This window comes from Streptomyces sp. NBC_00984, from assembly GCF_045162475.1.
Lineage (GTDB): Bacteria > Actinomycetota > Actinomycetes > Streptomycetales > Streptomycetaceae > Streptomyces.
Genome location: NZ_CP108734.1, coordinates 3,680,661 through 3,704,019 on the forward strand (window position 1 = coordinate 3,680,661; position 23,359 = coordinate 3,704,019).

A 23,359-nucleotide genomic window follows, 5' to 3' on the forward strand; every position below is an offset into this window, starting at 1 on the left:
CGACGGCCGCATCACCCCTACCGCCCTCCCCTACGTGACCGAGCCCACCCCCCGCTCCGTTGAAACTCCCGCAACAATGAACCCGTGATCACTTCGCCGCCACGGAGCACCCACCGACGCGCCGAGCATGCGGCGACGCCGTACGTCGATCTGTCCCGCGCCGAGTGGAGCGCGCTGCGCGACAAGACGCCGCTGCCGCTGACCGCCGACGAGGTCGAGCAGCTGCGCGGGCTCGGGGACGTCATCGACCTCGACGAGGTACGCGACGTCTACCTGCCGCTCTCCCGGCTTCTCAACCTCTACGTCCAGGCCACCTCGGGTCTGCGCGGCGCCCTGAACACCTTCCTCGGGGACGCGGGGAACGGCCACGGCGAGCAGCGCGGCACCCCGTTCGTCATAGGCGTCGCGGGCAGTGTCGCGGTCGGCAAGTCCACCACCGCGCGCATCCTCCAGGCGCTGCTGGCCCGTTGGCCCGAGCATCCGCGCGTGGAGCTGGTGACCACGGACGGGTTCCTGCTGCCGATGAAGGAGCTCCAGGCCCGCGGCCTGATGTCGCGCAAGGGGTTCCCCGAGTCGTACGACCGGCGCGCCCTGACCCGTTTCGTCGCCGACATCAAGGCGGGCAAGGACGAGGTGACGGCGCCCGTCTACTCGCACCTGATCTACGACATCGTGCCGGACGAGCGGCTCACCGTACGCCGCCCCGACATCCTGATCGTCGAGGGGCTGAACGTGCTGCAGCCCGCGATGCCCGGCAAGGACGGCCGGACCAGGGTCGGTCTCGCCGACTACTTCGACTTCAGCGTGTACGTGGACGCGCGCACCGAGGACATCGAGAGCTGGTATCTCAACCGGTTCCGGAAACTGCGCGCGACCGCGTTCCAGAACCCGTTCTCGTACTTCCGCAAGTACACCCAGGTCTCCGAGGAGGAGGCCATGGAGTACGCGGCGACGATGTGGCGGACCATCAACAAGCCCAACCTGGTGGAGAATGTCGCGCCCACCCGGGGGCGTGCCACCCTGGTGCTGCGCAAGGGCCCGGACCACAAGGTCCAGCGGCTGTCCCTGCGCAAACTCTGAGCCTCTGAGTCCGCGAGCCTCCCGGGAGTGGCCCACGTGCTGCATCTGCGCCTGATCGTCCCCACCGACCGTACGGACGAGGTGCTGCACCTGCTGGACAGCACCCTCGGTACGACGCATCTCGTCGTGATGGCCGGGGCCGCCCGCAATCCGGCGGGTGACCTGGTGCTGTGCGATGTGGCCCGTGAGGCGGGTGACGAGCTGATTTCCGCGCTGCGCCGCCTCGGCATCGACGAGTCCGGTTCGATCACCGTCGAGAACATGGACCTGACGCTCTCCGCCCACGCCGACCGGGCCGAGGAGGCCGCGCCGGGCGAGGGCGCGGACGCGGTGCTGTGGGAGGAGCTGACGGAGGCGACCCACGAGGAGTCGACGTTCAGCGTCACGTACGTGGCGTTCCTCACCGTCGCGACGATGCTCGCCGCCTGCGGTGTGATGCTCGACAACGCGATCCTGATCGTGGGCGCGATGGCGGTCGGCCCGGAGTTCGGGCCGCTGGCCGGGATTTCCACCGCCCTGGTGCAGCGTGCTCCGCGACTGGCGCTGCGTTCCTTGTACGCGCTGATCGGCGGCTTCGCCCTCGCGATGGTGCTGACGGCCGGGTTCGCCTGGCTGATGGACGCCTTCGGGCTGTTCACCCGCTCGATGATCGAGGCCGACCGTCCGAACACGGCGTTCATCTGGAAGCCCGACGCGATGTCGTTCGTGGTGGCCTTCCTGGCCGGGATCGCCGGAACGCTCTCGCTCACCTCGGCGAAGTCCGGGGCGCTGATCGGGGTCGCCATCTCGGTGACGACCGTGCCGGCCGCGGCCAACGCGGCGGTGGCGTTCAGCTACAGCGACTACCACCAGATGTCGGGCTCCACCACCCAGCTGCTGGCGAACCTCGGCGGGATCGTGGTCGCGGGGACGCTGACCCTGCTGGTACAGAAGGCGCTGTGGGCGGCACACCGCCGCCGGACGGTCCTCGTCGCGAGGCCGTCCGGCGATCAGGGCCTGTCCGGCCGCTGAGCACTATCCCAGCGCGGACTTCACCACATCGGCCAGCCGCTCGGCGACAGCCCGCGCCTGCTCGATGTCGGCCGCCTCGACCATGACCCGCACCAGCGGCTCCGTGCCCGACTGGCGCAGCAGCACGCGTCCGGTGGAGCCCAGCTCGCGCTCGGCCTCGGCCACGGCCTCGGCGACCTCGGGGGAGGTCGCGACCCGGGACTTGTCGACGTCGCGGACGTTGATCAGCAGCTGCGGCAGCCGCTGCATGACCCCGGCCAGATCGGCGAGCGTACGGCCGGTGGCGGCGATCCGGGCCGCCAGCAGCAGGCCGGTCAGCGTGCCGTCGCCGGTCGTGGCGTGGTCCAGGACGATGACATGGCCGGACTGCTCGCCGCCCAGCGCGTAGCCCTCGGCCTTCATCGACTCCAGTACGTAGCGGTCGCCGACGGCGGTCTGGACGAGCTGGATGCCCTCCCGCTCCATCGCGATCTTGAAGCCGAGGTTGGACATGACGGTGCCGACCACGGTGTCCTTGCGCAGCTGTCCGGCCTCGCGCATGGCGAGGGCGAGGACGGCCAGGATCTGGTCGCCGTCGACCTCCTCGCCCGTGGCGTCCACGGCCAGGCAGCGGTCCGCGTCGCCGTCGTGCGCGATGCCGAAGTGGGCGCCGTGCTCCACGACGGCGGCCTTCAACGGCTCCAGATGGGTGGAGCCGCAGCCGTCGTTGATGTTCAGGCCGTTCGGGTCGGCACCGATCGTGACGACCTCGGCACCGGCCCGCGCGAAGGCCTCGGGCGAGACCCGGGCGGCCGCGCCGTGCGCCTCGTCGAGCACGACCTTCAGCCCGTCGAGCCGGTTCGGCAGGACCGCGACGAGGTGGGCCACGTAACGGTCGAAGCCCTCCGCGTACTCGGTGACGCGTCCCACACCGGCCCCGGTCGGGCGCTCCCACGGCTCACCGGTGCGGTGCTGCTGGTAGATCGACTCGATCCGGTCCTCCAGCTCGTCGGAGAGCTTGTGACCGCCGCGGGCGATGAACTTGACACCGTTGTCCGGCATGGAGTTGTGGCTCGCGGAGAGCATCACACCGAGGTCGGCGCCCAGCGCGCCGGTGAGGTACGCCACCGCCGGGGTGGGCAGCACACCGACGCGCAGGACGTCCACGCCGGCGCTGGCGAGACCGGCCACGACGGCGGCCTCCAGGAACTCTCCGGACGCGCGTGGGTCACGGCCCACCACGGCTGTCGGCCGGGTCCCGTCGAGAGTGCTCCCCTCGGCGAGAACATGCGCCGCAGCGACCGAGAGACCGAGCGCCAGCTCGGCCGTCAGATCCGCATTGGCGACACCGCGCACACCGTCCGTGCCGAAGAGTCGTCCCACTGGTGTCCTCCGAAGATGCTCCGAAACCGCACAACCAAATCAACCAAAGCAGCACAACAAGCCTATGAACGTCTTATGCCGTTATACGCCCGAGGGTGCCGATAAACGAACGCCCCGGCAGCACGAGGTGTGCCGCCGGGGCGAACGTGTAAAGCAGATGAGCAGGCGGATTAGCGCTTGCTGTACTGCGGGGCCTTGCGGGCCTTCTTGAGACCGGCCTTCTTGCGCTCGACCGCACGGTCGTCACGGGAGAGGAAGCCGGCCTTCTTCAGCGGGGCGCGGTTGTTGTCCACGTCCGCCTCGTTCAGCGCACGGGCCACGCCGAGGCGCAGGGCGCCGGCCTGACCCGAGACGCCGCCACCCGAGATGCGGGCGATGACGTCGTAGCGGTTGTCGAGCTCGAGCACCTTGAAGGGCTCGTTGACTTCCTGCTGGTGCACCTTGTTGGGGAAGTAGTCCTCAAGGGTGCGACCGTTGATCTTCCACTTGCCGGTGCCCGGAACGATCCGGACGCGGGCGATGGCGTTCTTCCGACGGCCAAGGCCGGCGGCGGGCTGCGGGTCGCCGAAGCGGGAGGCCAGCGACTCGCTGGTGTACTCGCCCTCGACGGGAACCTCGGACTCGAAGGTGGTCACCTCGGCGAAGACCTCTTCGCCCTCGGTGCCCTCGACGGGGTTCTCAACAGTGGTCTCGGCCACGATTCTCCTCAGATCTTTCTTTTGGTCTTAGGGGGAGGCCGGAACTACTGCGCGACCTGGGTGATCTCGAACGGGACCGGCTGCTGAGCAGCGTGCGGGTGCTGGTCGCCCGCGTAGACCTTGAGCTTCGAGAGCATCTGACGGCCCAGGCTGTTCTTGGGGATCATGCCCTTGATGGCCTTCTCGACGGCCTTCTCGGGGCTCTTGGCGAGCAGCTCGTCGTAACGGACGGAGCGCAGACCACCCGGGAACCCGGAGTGGCGGTACGCCATCTTCTGGGTCTTCTTGTTGCCGGAGAGGTGAACCTTCTCGGCGTTGATGATGATGACGAAGTCGCCCATGTCCATGTGGGGGGCGTAGATCGCCTTGTGCTTGCCGCGGAGGAGGTTCGCAGCCGTGGTGGCCAGACGACCCAGGACGATGTCCTGCGCGTCAATGATGTGCCACTGGCGCGTCACATCGCCGGGCTTGGGGCTGTACGTACGCACTTCGTAGCCTTCGCTTCTTCAGTGGATGGGGTCCAGACACATGGCACCTCTGAAGCGATCATGCAGCTGGGGCTCACAATGCCGGGGACGCTGCCCGTATGCGAGCCACTGGTAACTGCTCCAGAGAACCTACGTAAGGGCCCTACGCGTGAGAACGACGAAGCCAATACGCATAACAATTAACGAGACTACCCGCCCCGCCCCGGACGGGTCAAAACGTGTGGCCCCCGGCGGGCGGCAGCGGGGTTCCCCGGCCTGGCCGGCCCCGCTGCCGGGGCTTCCGTCCTCAATCGCCGGACGGGCTGGTTGGTGCGGGTTCCCGCGGGGGTGCGCCGCGCGCTACCGCGCCCGCTCCACCCGCCGCTCGTCCCACACCGGCTCCGTCGTCTCGCGTACGACCCCGTCCGAGCCGAACACCAGATAGCGGTCGAAGGACTTCGCGAACCACCGGTCGTGCGTGACGGCCATCACGGTCCCCTCGTACGCCTCCAGACCGTCCTGCAGCGCCTCCGCCGACTCCAGGTCCAGGTTGTCCGTCGGCTCGTCCAGCAGCAGCGCGGTCGTGCCGGCCAGCTCCAGGAGCAGGATCTGGAACCGCGCCTGCTGCCCGCCGGACAGCTTCTCGAAGGGCTGGTCACCCTGCCGTTCCAGCTCGTAGCGGCGCAGTACGGACATGGCGCCGCCCCGGTCCTTGGCGTGCTCCGTCCACAGGATCTCGACCAGCGTCTTGCCCAGCAGCTCCGGATGGGCGTGGGTCTGCGCGAAGTGCCCGGGTACGACGCGTGCCCCGAGCTTCCACTCCCCCGTGTGCGCGACCTGCTCGCCCGCGAGGAGCCGCAGGAAGTGCGACTTCCCCGATCCGTTCGAGCCGAGGACGGCGACCCGTTCCCCGTAGAAGATCTCCAGGTCGAACGGCTTCATCAGCCCGGTCAGCTCAAGGTTCTTGCAGGTCACCGCCCGTACCCCGGTCCGGCCGCCGCGCAGCCGCATCTTGATGTCCTGCTCGCGCGGCGGCTCCGGTGGCGGGCCCGCGTCCTCGAACTTCTTGAAGCGGGTCTGCATCGCCCGGTAGCGGGACGCCATGTCGGGGCTGATCGCCGCCTGCTGCCGCAGCCGGTGGACCAGCGCCTTCAGCCGGGCGTGCTCCTCCTCCCAGCGCCGCAGCAGCTCCTCGAACCGGGCGAACCGGTCCTTGCGGGCCTGGTGGTACGTGTCGAAGCCGGCGCCGTGCACCCACACGTCACTGCCGGCCGGGCTCGGCTCCACGCTGACGATCTTCTCGGCGGCCCTGGACAGCAGCTCGCGGTCGTGGGAGACGAAGAGGACCGTCTTACGGGTCTCCTTGAGCTTCTCCTCCAGCCAGCGCTTGCCGGGCACGTCGAGATAGTTGTCCGGCTCGTCGAGCAGCAGCACCTCGTCGGGACCGCGCAGCAGCGCCTCCAGCACCAGGCGCTTCTGCTCACCGCCGGACAGCGTGCGCACCTCGCGCCACTGCGCCTTCTCGTACGGGACGCCGAGCGCGGCCGTGGTGCACATGTCCCAGACGGTCTCGGCCTCGTACCCGCGGGCCTCCGCCCAGTCGCTCAGGGCCTGCGCGTACTTCATCTGCGCGGCCTCGTCGTCGACGGTGAGGATCAGCTCCTCGGCCCGGTCGACCGCCAGGGCCGCCTCCCGGATACGCGGCTGGGACACGGAGACGAGCAGGTCCCGGACCGTGCGCTCGTCGCGCACGGAGCCCACGAACTGCTGCATCACCCCGAGCCCGCCGCTCACCGAGACGGAACCGCCGTGCGGCTGGAGATCCCCGGCGAGCAGCCTGAGCAGCGTCGTCTTCCCGGCACCGTTGGCCCCCACGAGGGCGACCACGGCCCCGTCCGCCACCCGGAACGAAGCATCGCCGAGCAGCACCCGCCCGTCCGGTAGGTAGTACTCCAGGTGGCCCGCTTCAAGATGTCCCATGCACAGCATTGTCACGGCCCGCGAAGCCCTGGCCCAACCGGTTTACGTCTCCTCTAGGATTCGCCGCATGAGCTTTGGGCAAGGGGGGCCCTCCTGGGGGCCCGGGGGCACACAGACTCCGGACTGGGCAGCGCTGGCCGACGAGTCCGCCGCGCGCAACCGCCGCAAGAGGTGGCTGCTGATCGGCGGCGGCGTGCTCGCCACCGCGGCGATCGGCGCGATCGTGGCCACGGCCGTCATCTCGACCAACAAGAACAACAGCAACAACTCCGGCAAGAACGCGAGCGAGCTGCCCGCGCCGAGCGATCTGCCGAGCGACACCGCCGAGCCCGAGCCGTCCTTCTCCTCGGTGGCCCCGCCGCCCCCGCCGGACCCGAAGGACTACATCTCCGACGCGAAGAAGGACCGGGCGCCGATCACCGTCGACGCGTTCTTCCCCGGCAAGAAGCTGACGATGGGCAACCGGGTCTACGTCAAGGGCGCGACCCAGCAGACGAAGAACTGCGCCGCGACCACGAAGGGCGCCCTCGGCCCGATCCTCGTGAACAACGGCTGCGACCAGGTCGTCCGGGCCACGTACAGCAAGGACGGCGTCGCCGTCACCGTCGGCCTCGCGGTCTTCCGGACGGAAGCACAGGCGAAGAAGGCGGCCCGGCAGGCGAGCGGCAGCATCGCCACGCTGAGCGGCGCGGGCGTGCCGCCCTTCTGCCTGCCCGGATCGGTCTGCCGCCGTACCGCCAACTCCTACGGCCGCTACGCCTACTTCGCCATCAGCGGGTACACCGACGGCAAGAACGTCACCACGGCCGACAAGAACGCCTACGCCACCGGTGACGACCTGACGAACTTCACGTTCCGTCAGATCCGCCACCGCGGCGAGCTCCAGGCCTCGGCCGCGGCCACCACGCAGACCGGCTGACGGGGTACCGGGGATCCGTGCGCCTTCCATTCCTGCTCACCCTTCCCCGCGTGCTGCGCCACAGCGCGGCCATCGGCGCCGACCTGCCGCCGGACGAGGCCGTGTCCGTCGACGCGCCGGACCCCGCGCTCCGGGCCGCCCTGGCCTCGGCCGCCGACGGCGACCACGGCCCCGCCCGGGAGCTGCTCGCCGGGACCCGCGAGCACCGGCAGTGGGAGCTGAGGGACGGCTACGCGGCACGGCTCGCCGGGGCCGCCCTGCACAACCCCGGCTGGCTGGACGCCTGGCAGGCCGAACACCCCGAGGACCCGGACGCGGCCCTGGTCAGGGCGGATCTCGGCATCCACCAGGCGTGGGAGATGCGCTCCACGGAAAACACCGGGCAGGTCTCGCGCGACCGGTTCCGGGCCTTCTTCGCACTGCTGGAGGACGCCGCACCGGTGATCGGCAGAGCGGCCGAACTCAACCCCGCCGACCCCGTGCCCTGGCGCATCGCCCTGACCCACGCGCTGGGCAGCCAGGCCCCCCGCGAGGTCTTCGACGGCTACTGGGCGCAGGCCCTGGCCCGCGACCCGCACCACTACGGATGCCACACCGCCGCCCTCACCTACCTCTGCGCGAAGTGGCACGGCTCGCACACGGAGATGTTCGACTTCGCCGAGCGCGCGGCCGACACGGCCCCGCCCGGCTCGAAGCTGCACGCGCTGCCTCTGTTCGCGGCACTGGAGTACGTAGTTCGGTCCCCCGGCGCACCGCCCGGCCCCGACCCGTACGCGCCCCGCGTCACAGCCGCGGTCACCCGCGCCCTGGACCTCTCGGAGGCGTACGGACCGGGCAACCAGGAGGCGGCCGGCTTCCGCAACTGCCTGGCCCTGATGCTGCTGCGCACGGAGCGCTGGGACGAAGCCCTCGACGCCTTCCGCAGCATCGGCACCCACGCCACCGAATTCCCCTGGGCGTACTTCGGCGACGACCCGCGCCAGGAGTTCCTCGAAACCCGTTCCGGCACCCGCATCCAACTGGCGTCCCTGACACCCTTCTTCGGCCGACCCCCGCAGCCCCGCACCGCGCCGGCCCCAGCCCCCGGCGCCCCCTGCGCGGTGGCGATAGCGGTGGCCCGCCCTGCGGAGGTGGCGCAGGCGGCGCTGATGTGCGGCGTCTCGCTCCGCACCGCCCCCGCGACCGACAGGCACACCTATGTCGAGGCCGTCGCCGGGGCACGCCCCGCCAAGCGCTCGATCCTGTCCACGGAGGACCCGCTGACCACGGCGGCCGACAACTTCACCACCGGCGAGAAGTGGCCCACGCTGGTCCTGCGCCGCACCCCCGAGCGCTGCGGGCTCACGCTGTTCCTCAAGGGCAGGCCGCTGGCCGCCCACGAGTGGAACGCCACGTCCCCGGCCCCCGACCACGCCGCGGTCACCGCCACGGCCGAGGCCCTGGCCCGCGCCTTCGCCCTCCCGGACCCCCGCCCGCTGACGCACATACTCCGCTCCACCGGCAACCCGCCCCGCCACCAGTCGGACCTCCTGGCGGCCCTGGCCCTGCCCCCGCTCCCGCCGGGCTTCGGTGACCGCCCGGACGTCCTGGACACCCTGCCGGGCGCCCGGGTGCTCACCCGGCGGGGCCTGCTGGCCGGCATGCGTTCCACGATGACCACCCAGGACGGCGAGCACCCGGCGTCCCCGGACGCGTACGAGCCCCGCCGGCCGCGCTGGTGGCTGCTGCGCGTGCTGAGCCTGCTGCTGTTCACCGCGGCCTCGGTGCACGGCTGGGCGGCCCCCGACATCACCCCGTCCCTCGCGACGGCGTACACGCTCGCGGCCCTCTTCACGGCGGCCGGGCTGAGGCGCGCCTGGCGCCAACGGCGGGCACACACCGCCGCGGCGGCGACAGCGGACCGGGAGTAGACGTCTCAGCAGCAACCGCCCCCGGGGAGCGTGCGCACATTGCGCGCCTCCAGGGCGCGGGCGGCCAGCAACTCGTCGGCCGGGTAGGCCACTTCCTCCAGCGTCAGCCCGTGCGGACGCACCACGTGCACCCCGGGGTCCCGCACCCGGGCCGCCAGCACCTGGGCCGGCCACTCGGCCGGACGGCGCCCGTCCCCGACGAAGAGCGCCGCGCCGATCAGCGCGCGGACCATGTTGTGGCAGAACGCGTCCGCCTGCACGGTCGCCGTCAGGATCCCGGTCGCCCCGTCCCGTACCCAACTCAGCTTCTGCAGCGTACGGATGGTCGTCGCGCCCTCGCGCTTCTTGCAGTACGCGGCGAAGTCGTGCTCCCCGACCATCCGGGCCGCCGCCTCGTTCATCGCGGCCACGTCCAACGGCCGGTCGTGCCACAGCACATGACCGCGCAACAGCGGATCCACCCCGCCGGGACGATCGCAGACGCGGTAGGCGTACCGACGCCACAGCGCCGAGAACCGCGCGTTGAAACCGGCGGGCGCCGGCGCGATCCGCCAGATCCGCACATCGGGCGCCATCCGCCCGGCCATCCGCCGCAGCAGCTTGTCCGCGTGCTCGGCCCACACCTCGTCCGGCAGATCCACATGCGCGACCTGGCCCCGGGCGTGCACCCCGGCATCGGTCCGCCCGGCGACGGTCAGGTCGTACGTCCGCGAGGACCGCGTCACGGTCCGCAGCGCGTCCTCGATCTCGCCCTGGACGGTCCGCCTGGAGGTCTGCTTCGCCCAGCCCGAGAAGTCCTTGCCGTCGTACGCCAGGTCCAGCCGCACCCGTACGAAGCCGGGCTCCACTTCGTCACTCACCCAAGGGTCCTTTTCCGCAGCTACTCGCAGGTACATACGGAACGGGCCCGCACCGCCCCGAAGGGTGATGCGGGCCCGTCCAGTGGTCTCAGAACGCTCAGGCGTCCTTGGACTCGGCGTCGTCGGCCGGCTTGGCGTCCTCGACGGCCTCGGCCGGAGCCTCGTCCTTCTTGAGGGCGTCTTCCTTGACCGCACGCTTGGTGGCGGCCTCGGCCTCACCGGTGGCCTGCTGGGCCACGGTCAGCGCCTCGACCAGCTCGATGACCGCCATCGGGGCGTTGTCGCCACGACGGTTGCCGATCTTGGTGATGCGGGTGTAACCACCGGGGCGGTTCTCGTACCGCGGGGCGATCTCGGTGAAGAGCGTGTGCACGACGCCCTTGTCCGTGATCGACTGCAGCACCAGGCGACGGTTGTGGATGTCGCCCTTCTTCGCCTTGGTGATGAAACGCTCGGCGACCGGACGCAGGCGACGAGCCTTGGCCTCGGTCGTGGTGATGCGGCCGTGCTCGAACAGCGACTTCGCGAGGTTGTTGAGAAGAAGCTTCTCGTGCGCAGCGCTGCCGCCCAGACGGGCACCCTTGGCGGGCTGAGGCATGGTTTTTCTCCTTGTGTGCTGCACCGGCCGTATCAGGTACCGGTGTCAGTTCCCGCGCGGCGGACGCCACACGGAAGTCTTCGTCTGCCGCACGCACCCGACATCGGGCCTCAGCCCTAAAATCGAGCCCGTCCGGCGATCGAGGACAGAGCCCTCGCGCACGAGCCGAGATCAAGCCCGTCCGGCGATCGAGGACAAAGCCTCACCCCGGTCCGGGGCGCCCAGAAAACCCGGGCACCCCGGCCGGAGGCGGATCAGTACTGCTCGGTCTCCACGAAACCGGCGTCCGCGTCGTCGTCGGCGCCAAAGGCATCGGCGGCGGCGGTCGGGTCGAAGCCGGGAGGCGAGTCCTTCAGCGCGAGGCCCATACCGGCCAGCTTCGCCTTGACCTCGTCGATCGACTTCGCGCCGAAGTTGCGGATGTCGAGCAGGTCGGCCTCGGAACGAGCCACGAGCTCACCCACGGAGTGGATGCCCTCGCGCTTGAGGCAGTTGTACGAACGGACCGTGAGCTCAAGCTCCTCGATCGGCAGCGCCAGATCGGCGGCGAGCGCGGCGTCCGTCGGGGACGGGCCCATGTCGATGCCCTCGGCGTCGATGTTGAGCTCGCGCGCCAGGCCGAACAGCTCGACCAGGGTCTTACCGGCCGAAGCCATGGCGTCACGGGGACGCATGGCCTGCTTGGTCTCGACGTCGACGATCAGCTTGTCGAAGTCGGTGCGCTGCTCGACACGGGTCGCCTCGACCTTGTACGTGACCTTGAGCACCGGCGAGTAGATGGAGTCGACCGGGATACGGCCGATCTCCTGGCCCGCCTGCTTGTTCTGGACGGCGGAGACGTAGCCGCGACCGCGCTCGACGGTCAGCTCCATCTCCAGCTTGCCCTTGCCGTTGAGCGTGGCCAGGACCAGGTCCGGGTTGTGGACCTCGACACCGGCTGGCGGGGCGATGTCAGCAGCGGTGACCAGGCCGGGACCCTGCTTGCGCAGGTACATCACGACCGGCTCGTCGTGCTCCGAGGAGACGACCAGCTGCTTGATGTTGAGGATGAGGTCGGTGACGTCCTCCTTGACACCCGGCACGGTGGTGAACTCGTGCAGGACACCGTCGATCCGGATGCTGGTGACAGCAGCGCCGGGGATCGAGGAGAGGAGCGTGCGGCGAAGAGAGTTGCCGAGGGTGTAGCCGAAGCCCGGCTCCAGCGGCTCGATGACGAACCGGGAGCGGAACTCGTCAACGACCTCTTCGGTCAGCGACGGACGCTGAGCGATAAGCATGTTGCGTTCCTTCAGTCGTGGGCGCCCACTATTTGACGCCCCCAGATACCGACAAGGGTACGGGCGGCACGACCCCGAAGAGCCGTACCGCCCGGACCCACGAGCTACTACTTGGAGTAGAGCTCGACGATCAACTGCTCCTGCACCTGGGTGTCGATCACCTGGCGCTCGGGCAGGGAGTGCACGAGGATCCGCATCGTCGACGGCACGGCTTCGAGCCACGCCGGTACGGTGCGCTCGCCGGCCTCGGCCTGGGCCACCTGGAAGGGGGTCAGGGCCTTGGACTTCTGACGAACCTCGATGACGTCGTTCACGGCGACGCGGGCCGACGGAATGTCGGTCTTCGTGCCGTTCACGGCGATGTGTCCGTGACGCACCAGCTGACGGGCGTGGTCGCGGGACTTGGCGAAGCCTGCCCGGTAGACCACGTTGTCGAGGCGGGTCTCAAGGATGCGCAGAAGGTTCTCACCGGTCTTGCCGGTCTTCTGGTTCGCTTCCTTGTAGTAGTTCACGAACTGTCGTTCAAGAACACCGTAGATACGCGAGCACTTCTGCTTCTCACGAAGCTGAAGCAGGTACTCGCTGTCCTTGGTGCGCCCGCGTCCGTGCTCACCCGGGGGGTAAGGACGGATCTCGATCGGGCACTTCGCGCTCTCGCACTTGCTGCCCTTGAGGAACAGCTTCTGCTTCTCCCGACGGCAACGCTTGCAGTCGGCCCCGGTGTATCGCGCCATTTTCCAGTTGTCTCCGTTGCTTCAGACGGAATCAGACGCGGCGACGCTTGGGCGGCCGGCATCCGTTGTGCGGAGTGGGGGTGACGTCCTGGATCGAACCGACCTCCAGGCCGGTGGCCTGGAGCGAACGGATCGCGGTCTCGCGGCCGGAGCCCGGACCCTTGACGAAGACGTCAACCTTGCGCATGCCGTGCTCCTGCGCGCGGCGGGCGGCCGACTCGGCGGCCATCTGCGCGGCGAAGGGGGTGGACTTGCGCGAGCCCTTGAAGCCGACGTGGCCGGCGGAGGCCCAGGAGATCACGTTGCCCGCGGGGTCCGTGATCGAGACGATGGTGTTGTTGAACGTGCTCTTGATGTGCGCGTGGCCGTGAGCGACGTTCTTCTTTTCCTTGCGACGCACCTTCTTGGCTGCGCCCTGACGACCCTTGGGGGGCATGTCTTGACTCCAGATGGAGAGGGGAGGTGATCGGTCCTACAGCGAAGACCGCTGGTTGCTGCGGATGACCGGTGGCCCGGACGCCCGCAGTGCGTCCGCTGAGGACTACTTCTTGCCCGGCTTCTTCTTGCCGGCGATCGCGCGACGCGGGCCCTTGCGGGTACGAGCGTTCGTGCTGGTGCGCTGGCCGTGGACCGGCAGACCGCGACGGTGGCGGATGCCCTGGTAGCAGCCGATCTCGATCTTGCGGCGGATGTCGCCCTGGATCTCGCGGCGAAGGTCACCCTCGGTGCGGAGGTTGGCGTCCACGTACTCGCGGATCTTGACCAGGTCCTCTTCGGCCAGGTCACGAACGCGGGTGTTCGGGTTCACGCCGGTGGTGGCGAGGATCTCCTTGGACCGGGTGCGCCCGATACCGAAGACGTAGGTGAGGGCAACCTCCACGCGCTTTTCGCGCGGGATGTCAACACCTGAAACGCGTGCCATTCAATGGCTCCAGTTGTTAATTCGGGGGTCTTCCGCAGTGCCGCTCCCGATCGCCGACCGCTCGTGACGAGAGGTGGTACGCCCGGGTCCCCGGCCCCCGCCGGAGGTGTCGTCAGCCGAAGCTTGGACGGACTCTGCGTATGTACGTTTTACGTGCGTCGCGCGAAGTACTGCGAGATGCAGGGGGTCGTGCGTCAGCCCTGGCGCTGCTTGTGGCGCAGGTTGTCGCAGATGACCATGACCCGACCGTGACGGCGGATCACCTTGCACTTGTCGCAGATCTTCTTGACGCTCGGCTTGACCTTCATGGGATGTCAGGTTCTCCGGGTCAGTGCCGTCACCGCGCGGAAGCGGGGTGGAGGCAAGATCTACTTGTAGCGGTAGACGATCCGGCCACGCGTCAGGTCGTACGGGGAAAGCTCCACGACGACCCGGTCATCCGGAAGGATTCGGATGTAGTGCATCCGCATCTTGCCGCTGATGTGCGCGAGGACCTTGTGACCGTTCTGGAGTTCCACCTTGAACATGGCGTTCGGGAGGGACTCGATCACGGTGCCCTCAATTTCGATGGCACCTTGCTTCTTGGCCACGCTTCGCCTTTCGAATCGGCTACCTTGATCGACTTTCGGCATCGCATGCGGACACACTGATGCACGACAGCCGACGAGTCAGTCTACGTCAGCGGACCCCAAAAGACGAATCCGTCAAGTTTGCCCAACCGAGGAGATCCTTAGACCTCCACAAGCAGGCCAAATCCCCCATCGGGCCGGGCGCCGCGGTGCGCCGACTCAGCCCAGCGGGTCAGGAGCCACCTCGATGCCGACCCCTCCTCCACGCAGCCCTCGCGGGCTCGGCGCCGGAGCGCCTCACAGGCTTCGGCCGACTGCGCCCGGCTCCGCCCGGCGGTGCCGGCTCAGCCCAGCGGGTCCGGAGCCACCTCGATGCCGACCCCTCCTCCACGCAGCCCTCGCGGGCTCGGCGCCGGAGCGCCTCACAGGCTTCGGCCGGCTGCGCCCGGCTCCGCCCGGCGGTGCCGGCTCAGCCCAGCGGGTCCGGAGCCACCTCGATGCCGTACTGCGCCAGCTTCGCCTTGCCGCAGTCGGGGGCGGTCAGGACCAGGGGACCCTGCTCGGTGAGGGCGATCGAGTGCTCCCAGTGGGAGGACCAGGTGCCGTCCGTGGTGATGACGGTCCAGTCGTCCTGGAGCACCTCGGTCTGCGCCGTACCGAGCGAGACCATCGGCTCGATGGCCAGGCAGACGCCGGGGACGAGCTTGATGCCCTTGCCTCGCTTGCGGGCGACATAGTTCAGCAGGTGCGGGTCCATGTGCATCTCGGTGCCGATACCGTGGCCGCCGTAGTCCTCGATGATCCCGTACTTGCCGGTGGCGGGGCGGGGCTGGCGGCGGATGTAGGACTCGATCGCCTTCGAGATGTCGACGAGGCGGTTGTTCACCTTCATCGCGGCGATACCGGCCCACATGGACTCCTCGGTCACCCGGGAGAGCTCGACCAGCTCCGGAGCGTGACCGGTGCCGACGAAGGCCGTGTACGCGGCGTCGCCGTGCCAGCCGTCGACGATCGCGCCGGCGTCGATGGAGATGATGTCGCCGTCCTTGAGGACGGTCTTGTCGTCCGGGATGCCGTGGACGACGACCTCGTTGACCGAGGTGCAGATGGTCGCGGGGAACCCGCCGTACCCGAGGAAGTTCGACTTCGCGCCGTGATCGGCGATCACCTTGCGGGCGACCTGGTCCAGGTCGAGCGTGGTGGCGCCGGGCACCGCCGCCTCACGGGTGGCCGCGTGAATGGCAGCGACCACCAGCCCCGCCTCACGCATCTTCGCGATCTGCTCGGGGGTCTTGATCTGCACCATTGCGCGGCGCCTCTCTGCATCGGACTGCATCGAACGGTGATGTCTGCGGCGTACTCACACAACGATACGGCGCAAGCAGTCGGCCGCGGCGCCCATGGACGCCGCGGCCGACTGCACAAGTACTGCGGGTGTTTTCGCTCAGCCCTGGTCGGACTTGAGAGCCTCCATCGCCCGCTCGGTCACATCGTTGACCTTGCCGAGCGCGGAGATGGTGACCACGAGGTTCTGGGCCCGGTAGTAATCGATGATCGGCTCGGTCTGCGTGTGGTAGACCTCCAGCCGCGTACGAACCGTGTCCTCGGTGTCGTCGTCGCGCTGGTACAGCTCGCCGCCGCAGACGTCGCAGACGCCCTCGGTCTTCGGCGGGTTGTACGTCACGTGGAAGACGTGCGAGCCGTCGTTCCGGCAGATCCGGCGGCCGGCGATGCGCTTGACCACCTCGTCCTCGGGGACCTCCAGGTCCAGGACCGCGTCGAGCTTGGTGCCCTCGTCCTTCAGCATGGCGTCAAGGGCCTCGGCCTGACCCACGTTGCGCGGGAAGCCGTCCAGCAGGAAGCCGTTCTCGGCGTCCGGCTGGGACATGCGGTCCTTGGCCATCCCGATGGTGACCTCGTCCGGGACCAACTGACCCGCGTCCATGAAGGCGCGGGCCTGCTTGCCAAGGTCGGTGCCCTGGCTGATGTTGGCGCGGAAGAGATCGCCCGTGGAGATCTGCGGAATCGACAGGTTCTTGGCAAGGTACGCAGCCTGCGTTCCCTTGCCGGCACCGGGCGGCCCGACGAGGACGATTCGCATCAGCGGAGGAACCCTTCGTAATTGCGCTGCTGGAGCTGACTCTCGATCTGCTTCACGGTCTCCAGCCCCACACCCACGATGATCAGGATGCTCGTCCCGCCGAACGGGAAGTTGGCGTTCGCACCACCGAAGCCGGCCAACGCCATCGTCGGCACAAGAGCGATCAGACCCAAGTACAGCGAGCCCGGCCAAGTGATCCTGTTGAGCACGTAGCTCAGGTACTCGGCAGTAGGTCGACCAGCCCGGATACCCGGGATGAACCCACCATACTTCTTCATGTTGTCGGCGACTTCCTCGGGGTTGAACGAAATCGCCACATAGAAGAAGGCGAAGAAGACGATCAACAGGAAGTACGCCGTGATGTAGTACGGGTGGTCGCCCTTGACGAAGTTGTCCTTGATCCAGGTCGCCCAGCCCGCGGTGGAGTTGGAGAACTGGACGATCAGGGCGGGGATGTAGAGCAGCGAAGAAGCGAAGATGACGGGAATCACACCCGCCTGATTGACCTTCAGCGGAATGTACGTCGAGGTACCGCCGTACGACCTGCGGCCGATCATTCGCTTCGCGTACTGCACCGGAATGCGGCGCTGGGCCTGCTCGACGAAGACGACGAGGCCCACCATCACGAAGCCGATCAGGATGACGGTGCCGAATTCGATCCAGCCGTCGGCCAGCTTGCCGCTGGTCTTGATGGCCCACAGGGAGCCGGGGAAGCTGGCGGCGATCGAGATGAACATCAGGATCGACATGCCGTTGCCGATGCCGCGGTCGGTGATGAGCTCACCGAGCCACATGACGGCCGCGGTACCCGCGGTCATCGTGATGACCATCACGATGGTCGTGAAGATCGACTGGTTGGGGACGATCTGGTCGGCGACCGGGCAGCCGCTGAAGAGGGCGCCGCTGGTGGCGGTGGCCACCAGGCCGGTGCCCTGGAGGATGGCGAGCGCGACGGTCAGATAACGCGTGTACTGCGTGATCTTGGCCTGCCCGGACTGCCCCTCCTTCTTGAGCGCCTCGAGTCGGGGGATGACCACGGTCAGCAGCTGAAGAATGATGCTGGCCGTGATGTACGGCATGATGCCGAGCGCGAAGATCGTGATCTGCAGCAGTGCACCACCGCTGAACATGTTCACCAGGCCGAAGAGGCTGTTGTTGCCCTTGCTGGCCTGATCAACACAGGTCTGGACGTTCTCGTAGCTCACTCCGGGTACCGGGATGTGTGCCCCGAGCCGGTAGAGCACGATGATGCCGAGCGTGAAGAGCAGCTTCTTGCGCAGGTCGGGCGTCTTGAACGCCCGGGCGAACGCGGTGAGCACGGTGCCTCCTGCGACCCCCGCGCAAAGCGTAGAGGTGACGGTCTTGAGGATCGACGAATACGTAAACAGTCAAAGTCCCCGGGCGGGCGCCCAGGGGTTACCACACAACGACGCACGCCACCTTACCGGCGACCATGCCCCCCTAGGAACGACCAACCGGGGATGCCCCATATGAGAGGCATCCCCGGTCGGATGTTCAGGCCATCGAGTTGTCTCAGACGAGCTCGGTGACGGTGCCGCCCGCGGCGGCAATCTTCTCCTTGGCGGAGCCGGAGACGGCGTCAACCGAAACCTGCAGTGCCACGGAGATCTCGCCCTGTCCGAGGACCTTGACGAGGTGGTTGTTGCGCACCGCACCCTTGGCGACCAGGTCGGCCACGGTGACCTCTCCACCCTCGGGGTAGAGCGTCGCGAGCTTGTCCAGGTTCACGACCTGGTACTCGGTGCGGAACGGGTTCTTGAAGCCCTTGAGCTTCGGGAGACGCATGTGGAGGGGCATCTGCCCACCCTCGAAGCGCTCCGGAACCTGGTAACGGGCCTTCGTGCCCTTGGTACCACGACCGGCGGTCTTACCCTTGGACGCCTCACCACGACCCACACGGGTCTTGGCGGTCTTGGCGCCCGGGGCGGGCCGGAGGTCATGGGCCTTCAGCGGCTTGTTCTCCGCCATGTCAGTCGACCTCCTCAACCGTCACGAGGTGGCGGACGGTGTGCACCATTCCGCGGAACTCGGGGCGGTCCTCCTTGACAACCACGTCGTGCAGGCGCTTGAGCCCGAGCGAACGCAGGGTGTCGCGGTGGTTCTGCTTGCTGCCGATGTACGACTTCGTCTGCGTGATCTTGAGGCGAGCCATTACGCACCCGCTCCCGCACGTGCACGAAGCAGAGCCGCGGGGGCGACGTCCTCGAGCGGCAGACCACGGCGGGCCGCGATCTCCTCGGGACGCTGCAGGCCCTTGAGGGCCGCCACGGTCGCGTGCACGATGTTGATCGCATTGTCGGAGCCGAGCGACTTCGACAGGATGTCGTGAACGCCGGCGCACTCCAGAACGGCGCGCACCGGGCCACCGGCGATAACACCGGTACCGGGGGAAGCAGGCTTCAGCAGGACGACGCCCGCAGCCTTCTCGCCCTGGATCGGGTGAGGAATGGTGCCCTGGATGCGCGGAACCTTGAAGAAGTTCTTCTTGGCTTCTTCCACGCCCTTGGCGATGGCCGCGGGAACTTCCTTGGCCTTGCCGTAACCGACACCGACGGTGCCGTCACCATCGCCCACCACGACCAGCGCGGTGAAGCTGAAGCGACGACCACCCTTCACAACCTTGGCGACGCGGTTGATCGCGACAACGCGCTCAACGTACGCGGTCTTCTCGGCGGCAGCTGCGCCGCCGTCACGGCCCTTCCGGTCCCGCCGCTCGCCGCCACCGGCACCGCTTCCGCGGCGCTGGGGTCCAGCCATTGGATTTACCTCTCTCTGTTACGTCCGCTGTGCGTAGGAACCGGGCTCAGAACTTCAGACCGGCTTCACGGGCGGCGTCAGCCAGAGCGGCAATCCGCCCGGCGTACTGGTTACCACCGCGGTCAAACACGACGGCCTCGACGCCTGCGGCCTTGGCGCGCTCAGCGACCAGGGCGCCGACCTGCTTGGCCTGGGTGCTCTTGTCGCCCTCGCCACCACGGATGGAGACGTCCAGGGTCGACGCCGACGCGAGCGTGTGGCCCGCGATGTCGTCGATGACCTGGGCCACCATGTGGCGGTTGGACCGCGTCACGACCAAGCGCGGACGCTCCGGCGAACCGGAGATGTGCTTGCGGACGCGGATGTGGCGACGCTTGAGGGCGGCACGCTTGTAGGCGTCGCCCTTGGCGATCTTCACGCCGTATGCCATGGCTACTTACCAGCCTTTCCGACCTTGCGGCGGATGACCTCGCCGGCGTACTTGACGCCCTTGGCCTTGTACGGGTCAGGCTTCCGCAGCTTGCGGATCTTGGCCGCGGTCTCGCCGACCTTCTGCTTGTCGATGCCCTCGACGGAGAACTTCGTGGGGGACTCCACCTTGAAGGTGATGCCCTCCGGGGCCTCGATCAGGATCGGGTGGCTGTAGCCCAGGGCGAACTCCAGGTTGGAGCCCTTCGCCTGGACGCGGTAACCGACACCACTGATCTCGAGCGCCTTGATGTATCCCTGGGTCACACCGGTGATCATGTTCGCCACCAGCGTGCGGGACAGGCCGTGAAGGGCCTTGTTCTGACGCTCGTCGTTCGGGCGGGCGACGTTCAGAACGCCGTCCTCACCCTTGGTGACCTCGATCGGCGCGGCAACGGTGTGCGAGAGGGTGCCCTTGGGGCCCTTCACTGCGACCGTCCGGCCATCGATGGTGACGTCCACACCGGCGGGAACCTGGATGGGGAGCTTGCCGATTCGCGACATGAGCTATTCCTCCGTTCCCGACTACCAGACGTAGGCGAGGACTTCCCCACCTACGCCCTTCTTGCTGGCCTGCTGTCCGGTCAGGAGACCGTGGGACGTGGAGATGATCGCCACGCCCAGGCCGCCGAGGACCTTCGGCAGGTTGGTGGACTTTGCGTATACACGCAGACCCGGCTTCGAGATTCGCTTGATGCCGGCGATCGAGCGCTCGCGGTTCGGGCCGAACTTCAGCTCGAGGATGAGGTTCTTACCAACCTCGGCGTCCTCGACCTTCCAGCCGGTGATGAAGCCCTCCTGCTGGAGGATCTCCGCGATGTGCGACTTGATCTTGCTGTGCGGCATCGCGACATCGTCGTGGTACGCCGAGTTCGCGTTACGCAGACGCGTGAGCATGTCTGCGATGGGATCAGTCATGGTCATGAGTTGGCCTTCGGCCTCTCTCGCCGGGGTTTCCTGTATGCGCCATCCCTCTCCCCACTCAGAGGCAGGACGGGTGCGGTGCGGGGACCTACGGCGTAGTAAGTCGGTCTTGGGCGGCAGGCGCCCAACCCCACAAGCCTACGGCATGTGAGGCCGGACTCCTGCCGACCAGATGCTTACCGAGAGTCTCCGGTGATTCCCAACGCCCAAGGGGCGAAGGAGAATTACCAGGAGCTCTTGGTCACGCCCGGCAGCTCGCCACGGTGAGCCATCTCACGAAGGCACACGCGGCACAGGCCGAACTTGCGGTAGACGGAGTGGGGCCGGCCGCAGCGCTGGCAGCGGGTGTACCCGCGGACGCCGAACTTCGGCTTACGGGCGGCCTTAGCGATCAGAGCCTTCTTCGCCACGGTCAGTTCTCCTTGAACGGGAAGCCGAGGTGACGAAGGAGGGCACGACCCTCGTCGTCATTGGTCGCCGTGGTGACCACGGTGATGTCCATGCCCCGGACCCGGTCGATCTTGTCCTGGTCGATCTCGTGGAACATGACCTGCTCCGTGAGACCGAAGGTGTAGTTGCCACGGCCGTCGAACTGCTTCGGCGACAGACCACGGAAGTCACGGATACGCGGCAGCGCGAGCGACAGCGTACGGTCCAGGAACTCCCACATCCGGTCACCACGGAGGGTGACGTGGCAGCCGATCGGCTGGCCCTCGCGCAGCTTGAACTGCGCGATGGACTTGCGGGCCTTGGTGACGGCCGGCTTCTGACCGGTGATCGTGGTGAGGTCGCGCACGGCGCCGTCGATCAGCTTGGAGTCGCGGGCGGCGTCGCCCACACCCATGTTGACCACGATCTTGACCAGACCGGGGATCTGCATGACGTTCTCGAACGAGAACTCCTCACGCAGCTTGCCGGCGATTTCCTCGCGGTACTTCGTCTTCAGACGCGGAGTGGTGGTGGTAGCCATCAGATGTCCTCACCCGTCCGCTTGGCAACGCGGATCTTGTTGCCTTCGTCGTCGAAGCGGTAACCGACGCGCGTGACGACCTTGTTGCCGTCCTTCTCCACGACGAGCTGAACGTTGCTCACGTGGATGGGGGCCTCGGTCGTGACGATGCCACCGGTCTGCGAACCGCGAGCGGTCTGACCGGCCTTGGTGTGCTTCTTGACCCGGTTGACACCCTCGACGAGGACGCGGTCCTGAGCGGGGTAGGCCACGATGACCTTGCCCTGCTTGCCCTTGTCCTTACCGGTGATGACCTGAACCAGGTCGCCCTTCTTGATCTTCATGCTTACAGCACCTCCGGCGCGAGCGAGATGATCTTCATGAACTTCTTCTCGCGCAGTTCCCGGCCCACCGGGCCGAAGATGCGGGTGCCGCGGGGGTCACCGTCGTTCTTCAGAATGACGGCGGCGTTCTCGTCGAAGCGGATGTACGAGCCATCCTGACGGCGACGCTCCTTGACGGTGCGAACGATGACGGCCTTGACGACGTCACCCTTCTTCACGTTGCCACCGGGGATCGCGTCCTTGACGGTGGCGACGATGACGTCACCGATGCCCGCGTAGCGGCGACCCGAACCACCGAGAACACGGATGGTGAGGATTTCCTTCGCACCCGTGTTGTCGGCGACGCGAAGTCGCGACTCCTGCTGGATCACGTCTATCTCCTGATCGTCTGCCGGTTCCCGGCGGGGGCCACTCCGTCACCGGAGCGGGCCCCACCGAGCCTGGCGGAACTTGCCTGAGGGGAATGCCCCTCAGGAATTACTTGGCCTTCTCGAGGATCTCGACGACGCGCCACCGCTTCGTGGCGGACAGCGGCCGGGTCTCCATCAGGAGGACGCGGTCGCCGACGCCGGCGGCGTTCTGCTCGTCGTGCGCCTTGAGCTTGTTCGTACGGCGGATGACCTTGCCGTACAGCGCGTGCTTGACACGGTCCTCGACAGCGACGACGACGGTCTTGTCCATCTTGTCGCTGACGACCAGACCCTCACGGGTCTTGCGGAAACCGCGGTCGGTGTTCGTCTCAGTCACAGTCTTCTCGCTCATCAGGCGCTCTCCACCGTCTCGATGCCCAGCTCGCGCTCGCGCATCAGGGTGTAGATCCGGGCGATGTCCTTACGGACGGACTTGAGCCGACCGTGGTTCTCGAGCTGCCCGGTCGCCGCCTGGAAGCGGAGGTTGAACAGCTCTTCCTTGGCCTCGCGGAGCTTGTTGAGGAGCTCCTCGCCGCCCAGTTCGCGCAGCTCGGACGCCTTGGTACCGGCCGACATCACGACTCACCTGCCTCGCGCCGAACGATCCGGCACTTCATCGGAAGCTTGTGAGCAGCGCGGGTAAGCGCCTCACGAGCAATCTTCTCGTTCGGGTAGGACAGCTCGAACATCACCCGACCCGGCTTGACGTTCGCGATCCACCACTCGGGAGAACCCTTACCGGAACCCATGCGGGTCTCGGCCGGCTTCTTCGTCAGGGGGCGGTCCGGGTAGATGTTGATCCAGACCTTGCCGCCACGCTTGATGTGGCGGGTCATCGCGATACGAGCAGCCTCGATCTGGCGGTTCGTCACGTACGCCGGGGTCAGCGCCTGGATGCCGTACTCGCCGAACGCAACCTGCGTGCCACCCTTGGACATACCGCTGCGCTTCGGGTGGTGCTGCTTGCGGTGCTTGACCCTACGGGGGATCAGCATTTC

The 23,359-nt window shown here is 67.8% G+C and carries 32 protein-coding genes; 4 read left to right on the forward strand and 28 right to left on the reverse strand.

Annotated elements, in window-relative coordinates:
- Positions 1-84: 84 nt before the first annotated feature.
- Positions 85-1,080: a type I pantothenate kinase gene (coaA, locus tag OG520_RS15945; protein ID WP_266415438.1), complete on the forward strand. Its 996-nt coding sequence runs from the start codon at positions 85-87 to the stop codon at positions 1,078-1,080.
- A 36-nt stretch (positions 1,081-1,116) separates the two neighbouring features.
- On the forward strand, positions 1,117-2,091 hold the full coding sequence (locus OG520_RS15950) for a DUF389 domain-containing protein (RefSeq protein ID WP_406016494.1): 975 nt from the start codon (positions 1,117-1,119) through the stop codon (positions 2,089-2,091).
- A gap of 3 nt (positions 2,092-2,094) precedes the next feature.
- Here OG520_RS15950 and glmM read toward each other — a convergent pair whose 3' ends face one another.
- The 4 genes from glmM to OG520_RS15970 form a co-directional block, all read right to left on the reverse strand.
- The gene (glmM, locus tag OG520_RS15955; protein ID WP_399327169.1) at positions 2,095-3,453 is read right to left on the reverse strand and encodes a phosphoglucosamine mutase; all 1,359 of its coding nucleotides are present in this window, start codon (positions 3,451-3,453) and stop codon (positions 2,095-2,097) included.
- Positions 3,454-3,623: 170 nt separating this feature from the next.
- Positions 3,624-4,151, reverse strand: coding sequence for a 30S ribosomal protein S9 (gene rpsI / locus OG520_RS15960; protein WP_030914197.1), 528 nt, complete (start codon positions 4,149-4,151; stop codon positions 3,624-3,626).
- Positions 4,152-4,195: 44 nt separating this feature from the next.
- Complete coding sequence (rplM, locus tag OG520_RS15965) at positions 4,196-4,639, reverse strand: 50S ribosomal protein L13 (RefSeq protein ID WP_072486702.1); 444 nt, start codon at positions 4,637-4,639, stop codon at positions 4,196-4,198.
- 339 nt (positions 4,640-4,978) lie between these two features.
- Complete coding sequence (locus tag OG520_RS15970) at positions 4,979-6,607, reverse strand: ABC-F family ATP-binding cassette domain-containing protein (protein WP_385325554.1); 1,629 nt, start codon at positions 6,605-6,607, stop codon at positions 4,979-4,981.
- A 58-nt stretch (positions 6,608-6,665) separates the two neighbouring features.
- Here OG520_RS15970 and OG520_RS15975 point away from each other — a divergent pair, with 58 nt between their 5' ends.
- Positions 6,666-7,517: a hypothetical protein gene (locus OG520_RS15975; RefSeq protein WP_406013617.1), complete on the forward strand. Its 852-nt coding sequence runs from the start codon at positions 6,666-6,668 to the stop codon at positions 7,515-7,517.
- Positions 7,518-7,534: 17 nt separating this feature from the next.
- Positions 7,535-9,427, forward strand: coding sequence for a hypothetical protein (locus tag OG520_RS15980; protein ID WP_406013618.1), 1,893 nt, complete (start codon positions 7,535-7,537; stop codon positions 9,425-9,427).
- 5 nt (positions 9,428-9,432) lie between these two features.
- On the opposite strand, the gene truA is transcribed toward OG520_RS15980, so the two are convergent.
- The 24 genes from truA to rplP form a co-directional block, all read right to left on the reverse strand.
- A complete protein-coding gene (gene truA, locus OG520_RS15985) occupies positions 9,433-10,287 on the reverse strand; it encodes a tRNA pseudouridine(38-40) synthase TruA (RefSeq protein WP_399327163.1) in 855 nt (284 codons plus the stop codon).
- A gap of 97 nt (positions 10,288-10,384) precedes the next feature.
- Positions 10,385-10,885 carry a 50S ribosomal protein L17 gene (gene rplQ, locus OG520_RS15990; RefSeq protein ID WP_124716932.1) on the reverse strand — a complete coding sequence of 167 codons (501 nt, stop codon included), beginning with the start codon at positions 10,883-10,885 and terminating at the stop codon, positions 10,385-10,387.
- Between the two features lie 254 nt (positions 10,886-11,139).
- Positions 11,140-12,162 carry a DNA-directed RNA polymerase subunit alpha gene (locus OG520_RS15995; protein WP_024755423.1) on the reverse strand — a complete coding sequence of 341 codons (1,023 nt, stop codon included), beginning with the start codon at positions 12,160-12,162 and terminating at the stop codon, positions 11,140-11,142.
- Between the two features lie 107 nt (positions 12,163-12,269).
- Positions 12,270-12,896: a 30S ribosomal protein S4 gene (gene rpsD / locus OG520_RS16000; RefSeq protein WP_093897256.1), complete on the reverse strand. Its 627-nt coding sequence runs from the start codon at positions 12,894-12,896 to the stop codon at positions 12,270-12,272.
- A gap of 31 nt (positions 12,897-12,927) precedes the next feature.
- Positions 12,928-13,332 carry a 30S ribosomal protein S11 gene (gene rpsK, locus OG520_RS16005; protein ID WP_006376016.1) on the reverse strand — a complete coding sequence of 135 codons (405 nt, stop codon included), beginning with the start codon at positions 13,330-13,332 and terminating at the stop codon, positions 12,928-12,930.
- 105 nt (positions 13,333-13,437) lie between these two features.
- Positions 13,438-13,818 (reverse strand): 30S ribosomal protein S13, encoded by a 381-nt coding sequence (gene rpsM, locus OG520_RS16010; protein WP_014047799.1) that lies wholly within the window; start codon positions 13,816-13,818, stop codon positions 13,438-13,440.
- A 194-nt stretch (positions 13,819-14,012) separates the two neighbouring features.
- Positions 14,013-14,126 carry a 50S ribosomal protein L36 gene (gene rpmJ / locus OG520_RS16015; protein WP_003956441.1) on the reverse strand — a complete coding sequence of 38 codons (114 nt, stop codon included), beginning with the start codon at positions 14,124-14,126 and terminating at the stop codon, positions 14,013-14,015.
- Positions 14,127-14,186: 60 nt separating this feature from the next.
- The gene (gene infA / locus OG520_RS16020; RefSeq protein ID WP_003956442.1) at positions 14,187-14,408 is read right to left on the reverse strand and encodes a translation initiation factor IF-1; all 222 of its coding nucleotides are present in this window, start codon (positions 14,406-14,408) and stop codon (positions 14,187-14,189) included.
- A 448-nt stretch (positions 14,409-14,856) separates the two neighbouring features.
- The gene (gene map / locus OG520_RS16025; RefSeq protein ID WP_406013619.1) at positions 14,857-15,693 is read right to left on the reverse strand and encodes a type I methionyl aminopeptidase; all 837 of its coding nucleotides are present in this window, start codon (positions 15,691-15,693) and stop codon (positions 14,857-14,859) included.
- 138 nt (positions 15,694-15,831) lie between these two features.
- Positions 15,832-16,488, reverse strand: coding sequence for an adenylate kinase (locus tag OG520_RS16030; protein WP_266415462.1), 657 nt, complete (start codon positions 16,486-16,488; stop codon positions 15,832-15,834).
- A complete protein-coding gene (gene secY / locus OG520_RS16035) occupies positions 16,488-17,807 on the reverse strand; it encodes a preprotein translocase subunit SecY (protein WP_406013620.1) in 1,320 nt (439 codons plus the stop codon). Before secY ends, OG520_RS16030 begins: the two co-directional genes overlap by 1 nt.
- 214 nt (positions 17,808-18,021) lie before the next feature.
- Positions 18,022-18,477 carry a 50S ribosomal protein L15 gene (rplO, locus tag OG520_RS16040; protein WP_018550610.1) on the reverse strand — a complete coding sequence of 152 codons (456 nt, stop codon included), beginning with the start codon at positions 18,475-18,477 and terminating at the stop codon, positions 18,022-18,024.
- A 1-nt stretch (position 18,478) separates the two neighbouring features.
- Positions 18,479-18,661 carry a 50S ribosomal protein L30 gene (rpmD, locus tag OG520_RS16045; RefSeq protein ID WP_018550611.1) on the reverse strand — a complete coding sequence of 61 codons (183 nt, stop codon included), beginning with the start codon at positions 18,659-18,661 and terminating at the stop codon, positions 18,479-18,481.
- Entirely contained in the window at positions 18,661-19,266 is a 606-nt protein-coding gene (rpsE, locus tag OG520_RS16050) for a 30S ribosomal protein S5 (protein ID WP_030914151.1), read from the reverse strand. Before rpsE ends, rpmD begins: the two co-directional genes overlap by 1 nt.
- A gap of 46 nt (positions 19,267-19,312) precedes the next feature.
- A complete protein-coding gene (rplR, locus tag OG520_RS16055) occupies positions 19,313-19,696 on the reverse strand; it encodes a 50S ribosomal protein L18 (RefSeq protein ID WP_093540756.1) in 384 nt (127 codons plus the stop codon).
- Between the two features lie 2 nt (positions 19,697-19,698).
- Positions 19,699-20,238, reverse strand: coding sequence for a 50S ribosomal protein L6 (rplF, locus tag OG520_RS16060; RefSeq protein WP_406013621.1), 540 nt, complete (start codon positions 20,236-20,238; stop codon positions 19,699-19,701).
- Between the two features lie 21 nt (positions 20,239-20,259).
- Complete coding sequence (gene rpsH, locus OG520_RS16065) at positions 20,260-20,658, reverse strand: 30S ribosomal protein S8 (RefSeq protein ID WP_124716936.1); 399 nt, start codon at positions 20,656-20,658, stop codon at positions 20,260-20,262.
- Positions 20,659-20,882: 224 nt separating this feature from the next.
- On the reverse strand, positions 20,883-21,068 hold the full coding sequence (locus OG520_RS16070) for a type Z 30S ribosomal protein S14 (RefSeq protein WP_003948630.1): 186 nt from the start codon (positions 21,066-21,068) through the stop codon (positions 20,883-20,885).
- Between the two features lie 2 nt (positions 21,069-21,070).
- Positions 21,071-21,628 carry a 50S ribosomal protein L5 gene (gene rplE / locus OG520_RS16075; protein WP_093897251.1) on the reverse strand — a complete coding sequence of 186 codons (558 nt, stop codon included), beginning with the start codon at positions 21,626-21,628 and terminating at the stop codon, positions 21,071-21,073.
- Positions 21,628-21,951 (reverse strand): 50S ribosomal protein L24, encoded by a 324-nt coding sequence (rplX, locus tag OG520_RS16080; protein WP_003966949.1) that lies wholly within the window; start codon positions 21,949-21,951, stop codon positions 21,628-21,630. The genes rplE and rplX overlap by 1 nt, the downstream gene beginning before the upstream one ends.
- 2 nt (positions 21,952-21,953) lie before the next feature.
- Positions 21,954-22,322: a 50S ribosomal protein L14 gene (gene rplN, locus OG520_RS16085; RefSeq protein WP_003966950.1), complete on the reverse strand. Its 369-nt coding sequence runs from the start codon at positions 22,320-22,322 to the stop codon at positions 21,954-21,956.
- A gap of 106 nt (positions 22,323-22,428) precedes the next feature.
- The gene (gene rpsQ / locus OG520_RS16090; RefSeq protein ID WP_030977953.1) at positions 22,429-22,713 is read right to left on the reverse strand and encodes a 30S ribosomal protein S17; all 285 of its coding nucleotides are present in this window, start codon (positions 22,711-22,713) and stop codon (positions 22,429-22,431) included.
- Positions 22,713-22,937: a 50S ribosomal protein L29 gene (gene rpmC, locus OG520_RS16095; RefSeq protein WP_124716937.1), complete on the reverse strand. Its 225-nt coding sequence runs from the start codon at positions 22,935-22,937 to the stop codon at positions 22,713-22,715. Before rpmC ends, rpsQ begins: the two co-directional genes overlap by 1 nt.
- Positions 22,937-23,356 carry a 50S ribosomal protein L16 gene (rplP, locus tag OG520_RS16100; RefSeq protein ID WP_014047785.1) on the reverse strand — a complete coding sequence of 140 codons (420 nt, stop codon included), beginning with the start codon at positions 23,354-23,356 and terminating at the stop codon, positions 22,937-22,939. The genes rpmC and rplP overlap by 1 nt, the downstream gene beginning before the upstream one ends.
- Between the last annotated feature and the right edge of the window lie 3 nt (positions 23,357-23,359).

Coding starts and splice junctions, on each gene's coding strand:
- OG520_RS15970 (WP_385325554.1), bottom strand. CDS start 6,607: ATGCTGTGCATGGGACATCTTGAAGCGGGCCACCTGGAGTACTACCTA.
- OG520_RS15975 (WP_406013617.1), top strand. CDS start 6,666: ATGAGCTTTGGGCAAGGGGGGCCCTCCTGGGGGCCCGGGGGCACACAG.
- rplQ (WP_124716932.1), bottom strand. CDS start 10,885: ATGCCTCAGCCCGCCAAGGGTGCCCGTCTGGGCGGCAGCGCTGCGCAC.
- OG520_RS15995 (WP_024755423.1), bottom strand. CDS start 12,162: ATGCTTATCGCTCAGCGTCCGTCGCTGACCGAAGAGGTCGTTGACGAG.
- rpsD (WP_093897256.1), bottom strand. CDS start 12,896: ATGGCGCGATACACCGGGGCCGACTGCAAGCGTTGCCGTCGGGAGAAG.
- rpsK (WP_006376016.1), bottom strand. CDS start 13,332: ATGCCCCCCAAGGGTCGTCAGGGCGCAGCCAAGAAGGTGCGTCGCAAG.
- rpsM (WP_014047799.1), bottom strand. CDS start 13,818: ATGGCACGCGTTTCAGGTGTTGACATCCCGCGCGAAAAGCGCGTGGAG.
- rpmJ (WP_003956441.1), bottom strand. CDS start 14,126: ATGAAGGTCAAGCCGAGCGTCAAGAAGATCTGCGACAAGTGCAAGGTG.
- map (WP_406013619.1), bottom strand. CDS start 15,693: ATGGTGCAGATCAAGACCCCCGAGCAGATCGCGAAGATGCGTGAGGCG.
- OG520_RS16030 (WP_266415462.1), bottom strand. CDS start 16,488: ATGCGAATCGTCCTCGTCGGGCCGCCCGGTGCCGGCAAGGGAACGCAG.
- rplO (WP_018550610.1), bottom strand. CDS start 18,477: ATGGCGGAGAACAAGCCGCTGAAGGCCCATGACCTCCGGCCCGCCCCG.
- rpmD (WP_018550611.1), bottom strand. CDS start 18,661: ATGGCTCGCCTCAAGATCACGCAGACGAAGTCGTACATCGGCAGCAAG.
- rpsE (WP_030914151.1), bottom strand. CDS start 19,266: ATGGCTGGACCCCAGCGCCGCGGAAGCGGTGCCGGTGGCGGCGAGCGG.
- rplR (WP_093540756.1), bottom strand. CDS start 19,696: ATGGCATACGGCGTGAAGATCGCCAAGGGCGACGCCTACAAGCGTGCC.
- rplF (WP_406013621.1), bottom strand. CDS start 20,238: ATGTCGCGAATCGGCAAGCTCCCCATCCAGGTTCCCGCCGGTGTGGAC.
- rpsH (WP_124716936.1), bottom strand. CDS start 20,658: ATGACCATGACTGATCCCATCGCAGACATGCTCACGCGTCTGCGTAAC.
- rplE (WP_093897251.1), bottom strand. CDS start 21,628: ATGGCTACCACCACCACTCCGCGTCTGAAGACGAAGTACCGCGAGGAA.
- rplX (WP_003966949.1), bottom strand. CDS start 21,951: ATGAAGATCAAGAAGGGCGACCTGGTTCAGGTCATCACCGGTAAGGAC.
- rpsQ (WP_030977953.1), bottom strand. CDS start 22,713: ATGAGCGAGAAGACTGTGACTGAGACGAACACCGACCGCGGTTTCCGC.
- rpmC (WP_124716937.1), bottom strand. CDS start 22,937: ATGTCGGCCGGTACCAAGGCGTCCGAGCTGCGCGAACTGGGCGGCGAG.
- rplP (WP_014047785.1), bottom strand. CDS start 23,356: ATGCTGATCCCCCGTAGGGTCAAGCACCGCAAGCAGCACCACCCGAAG.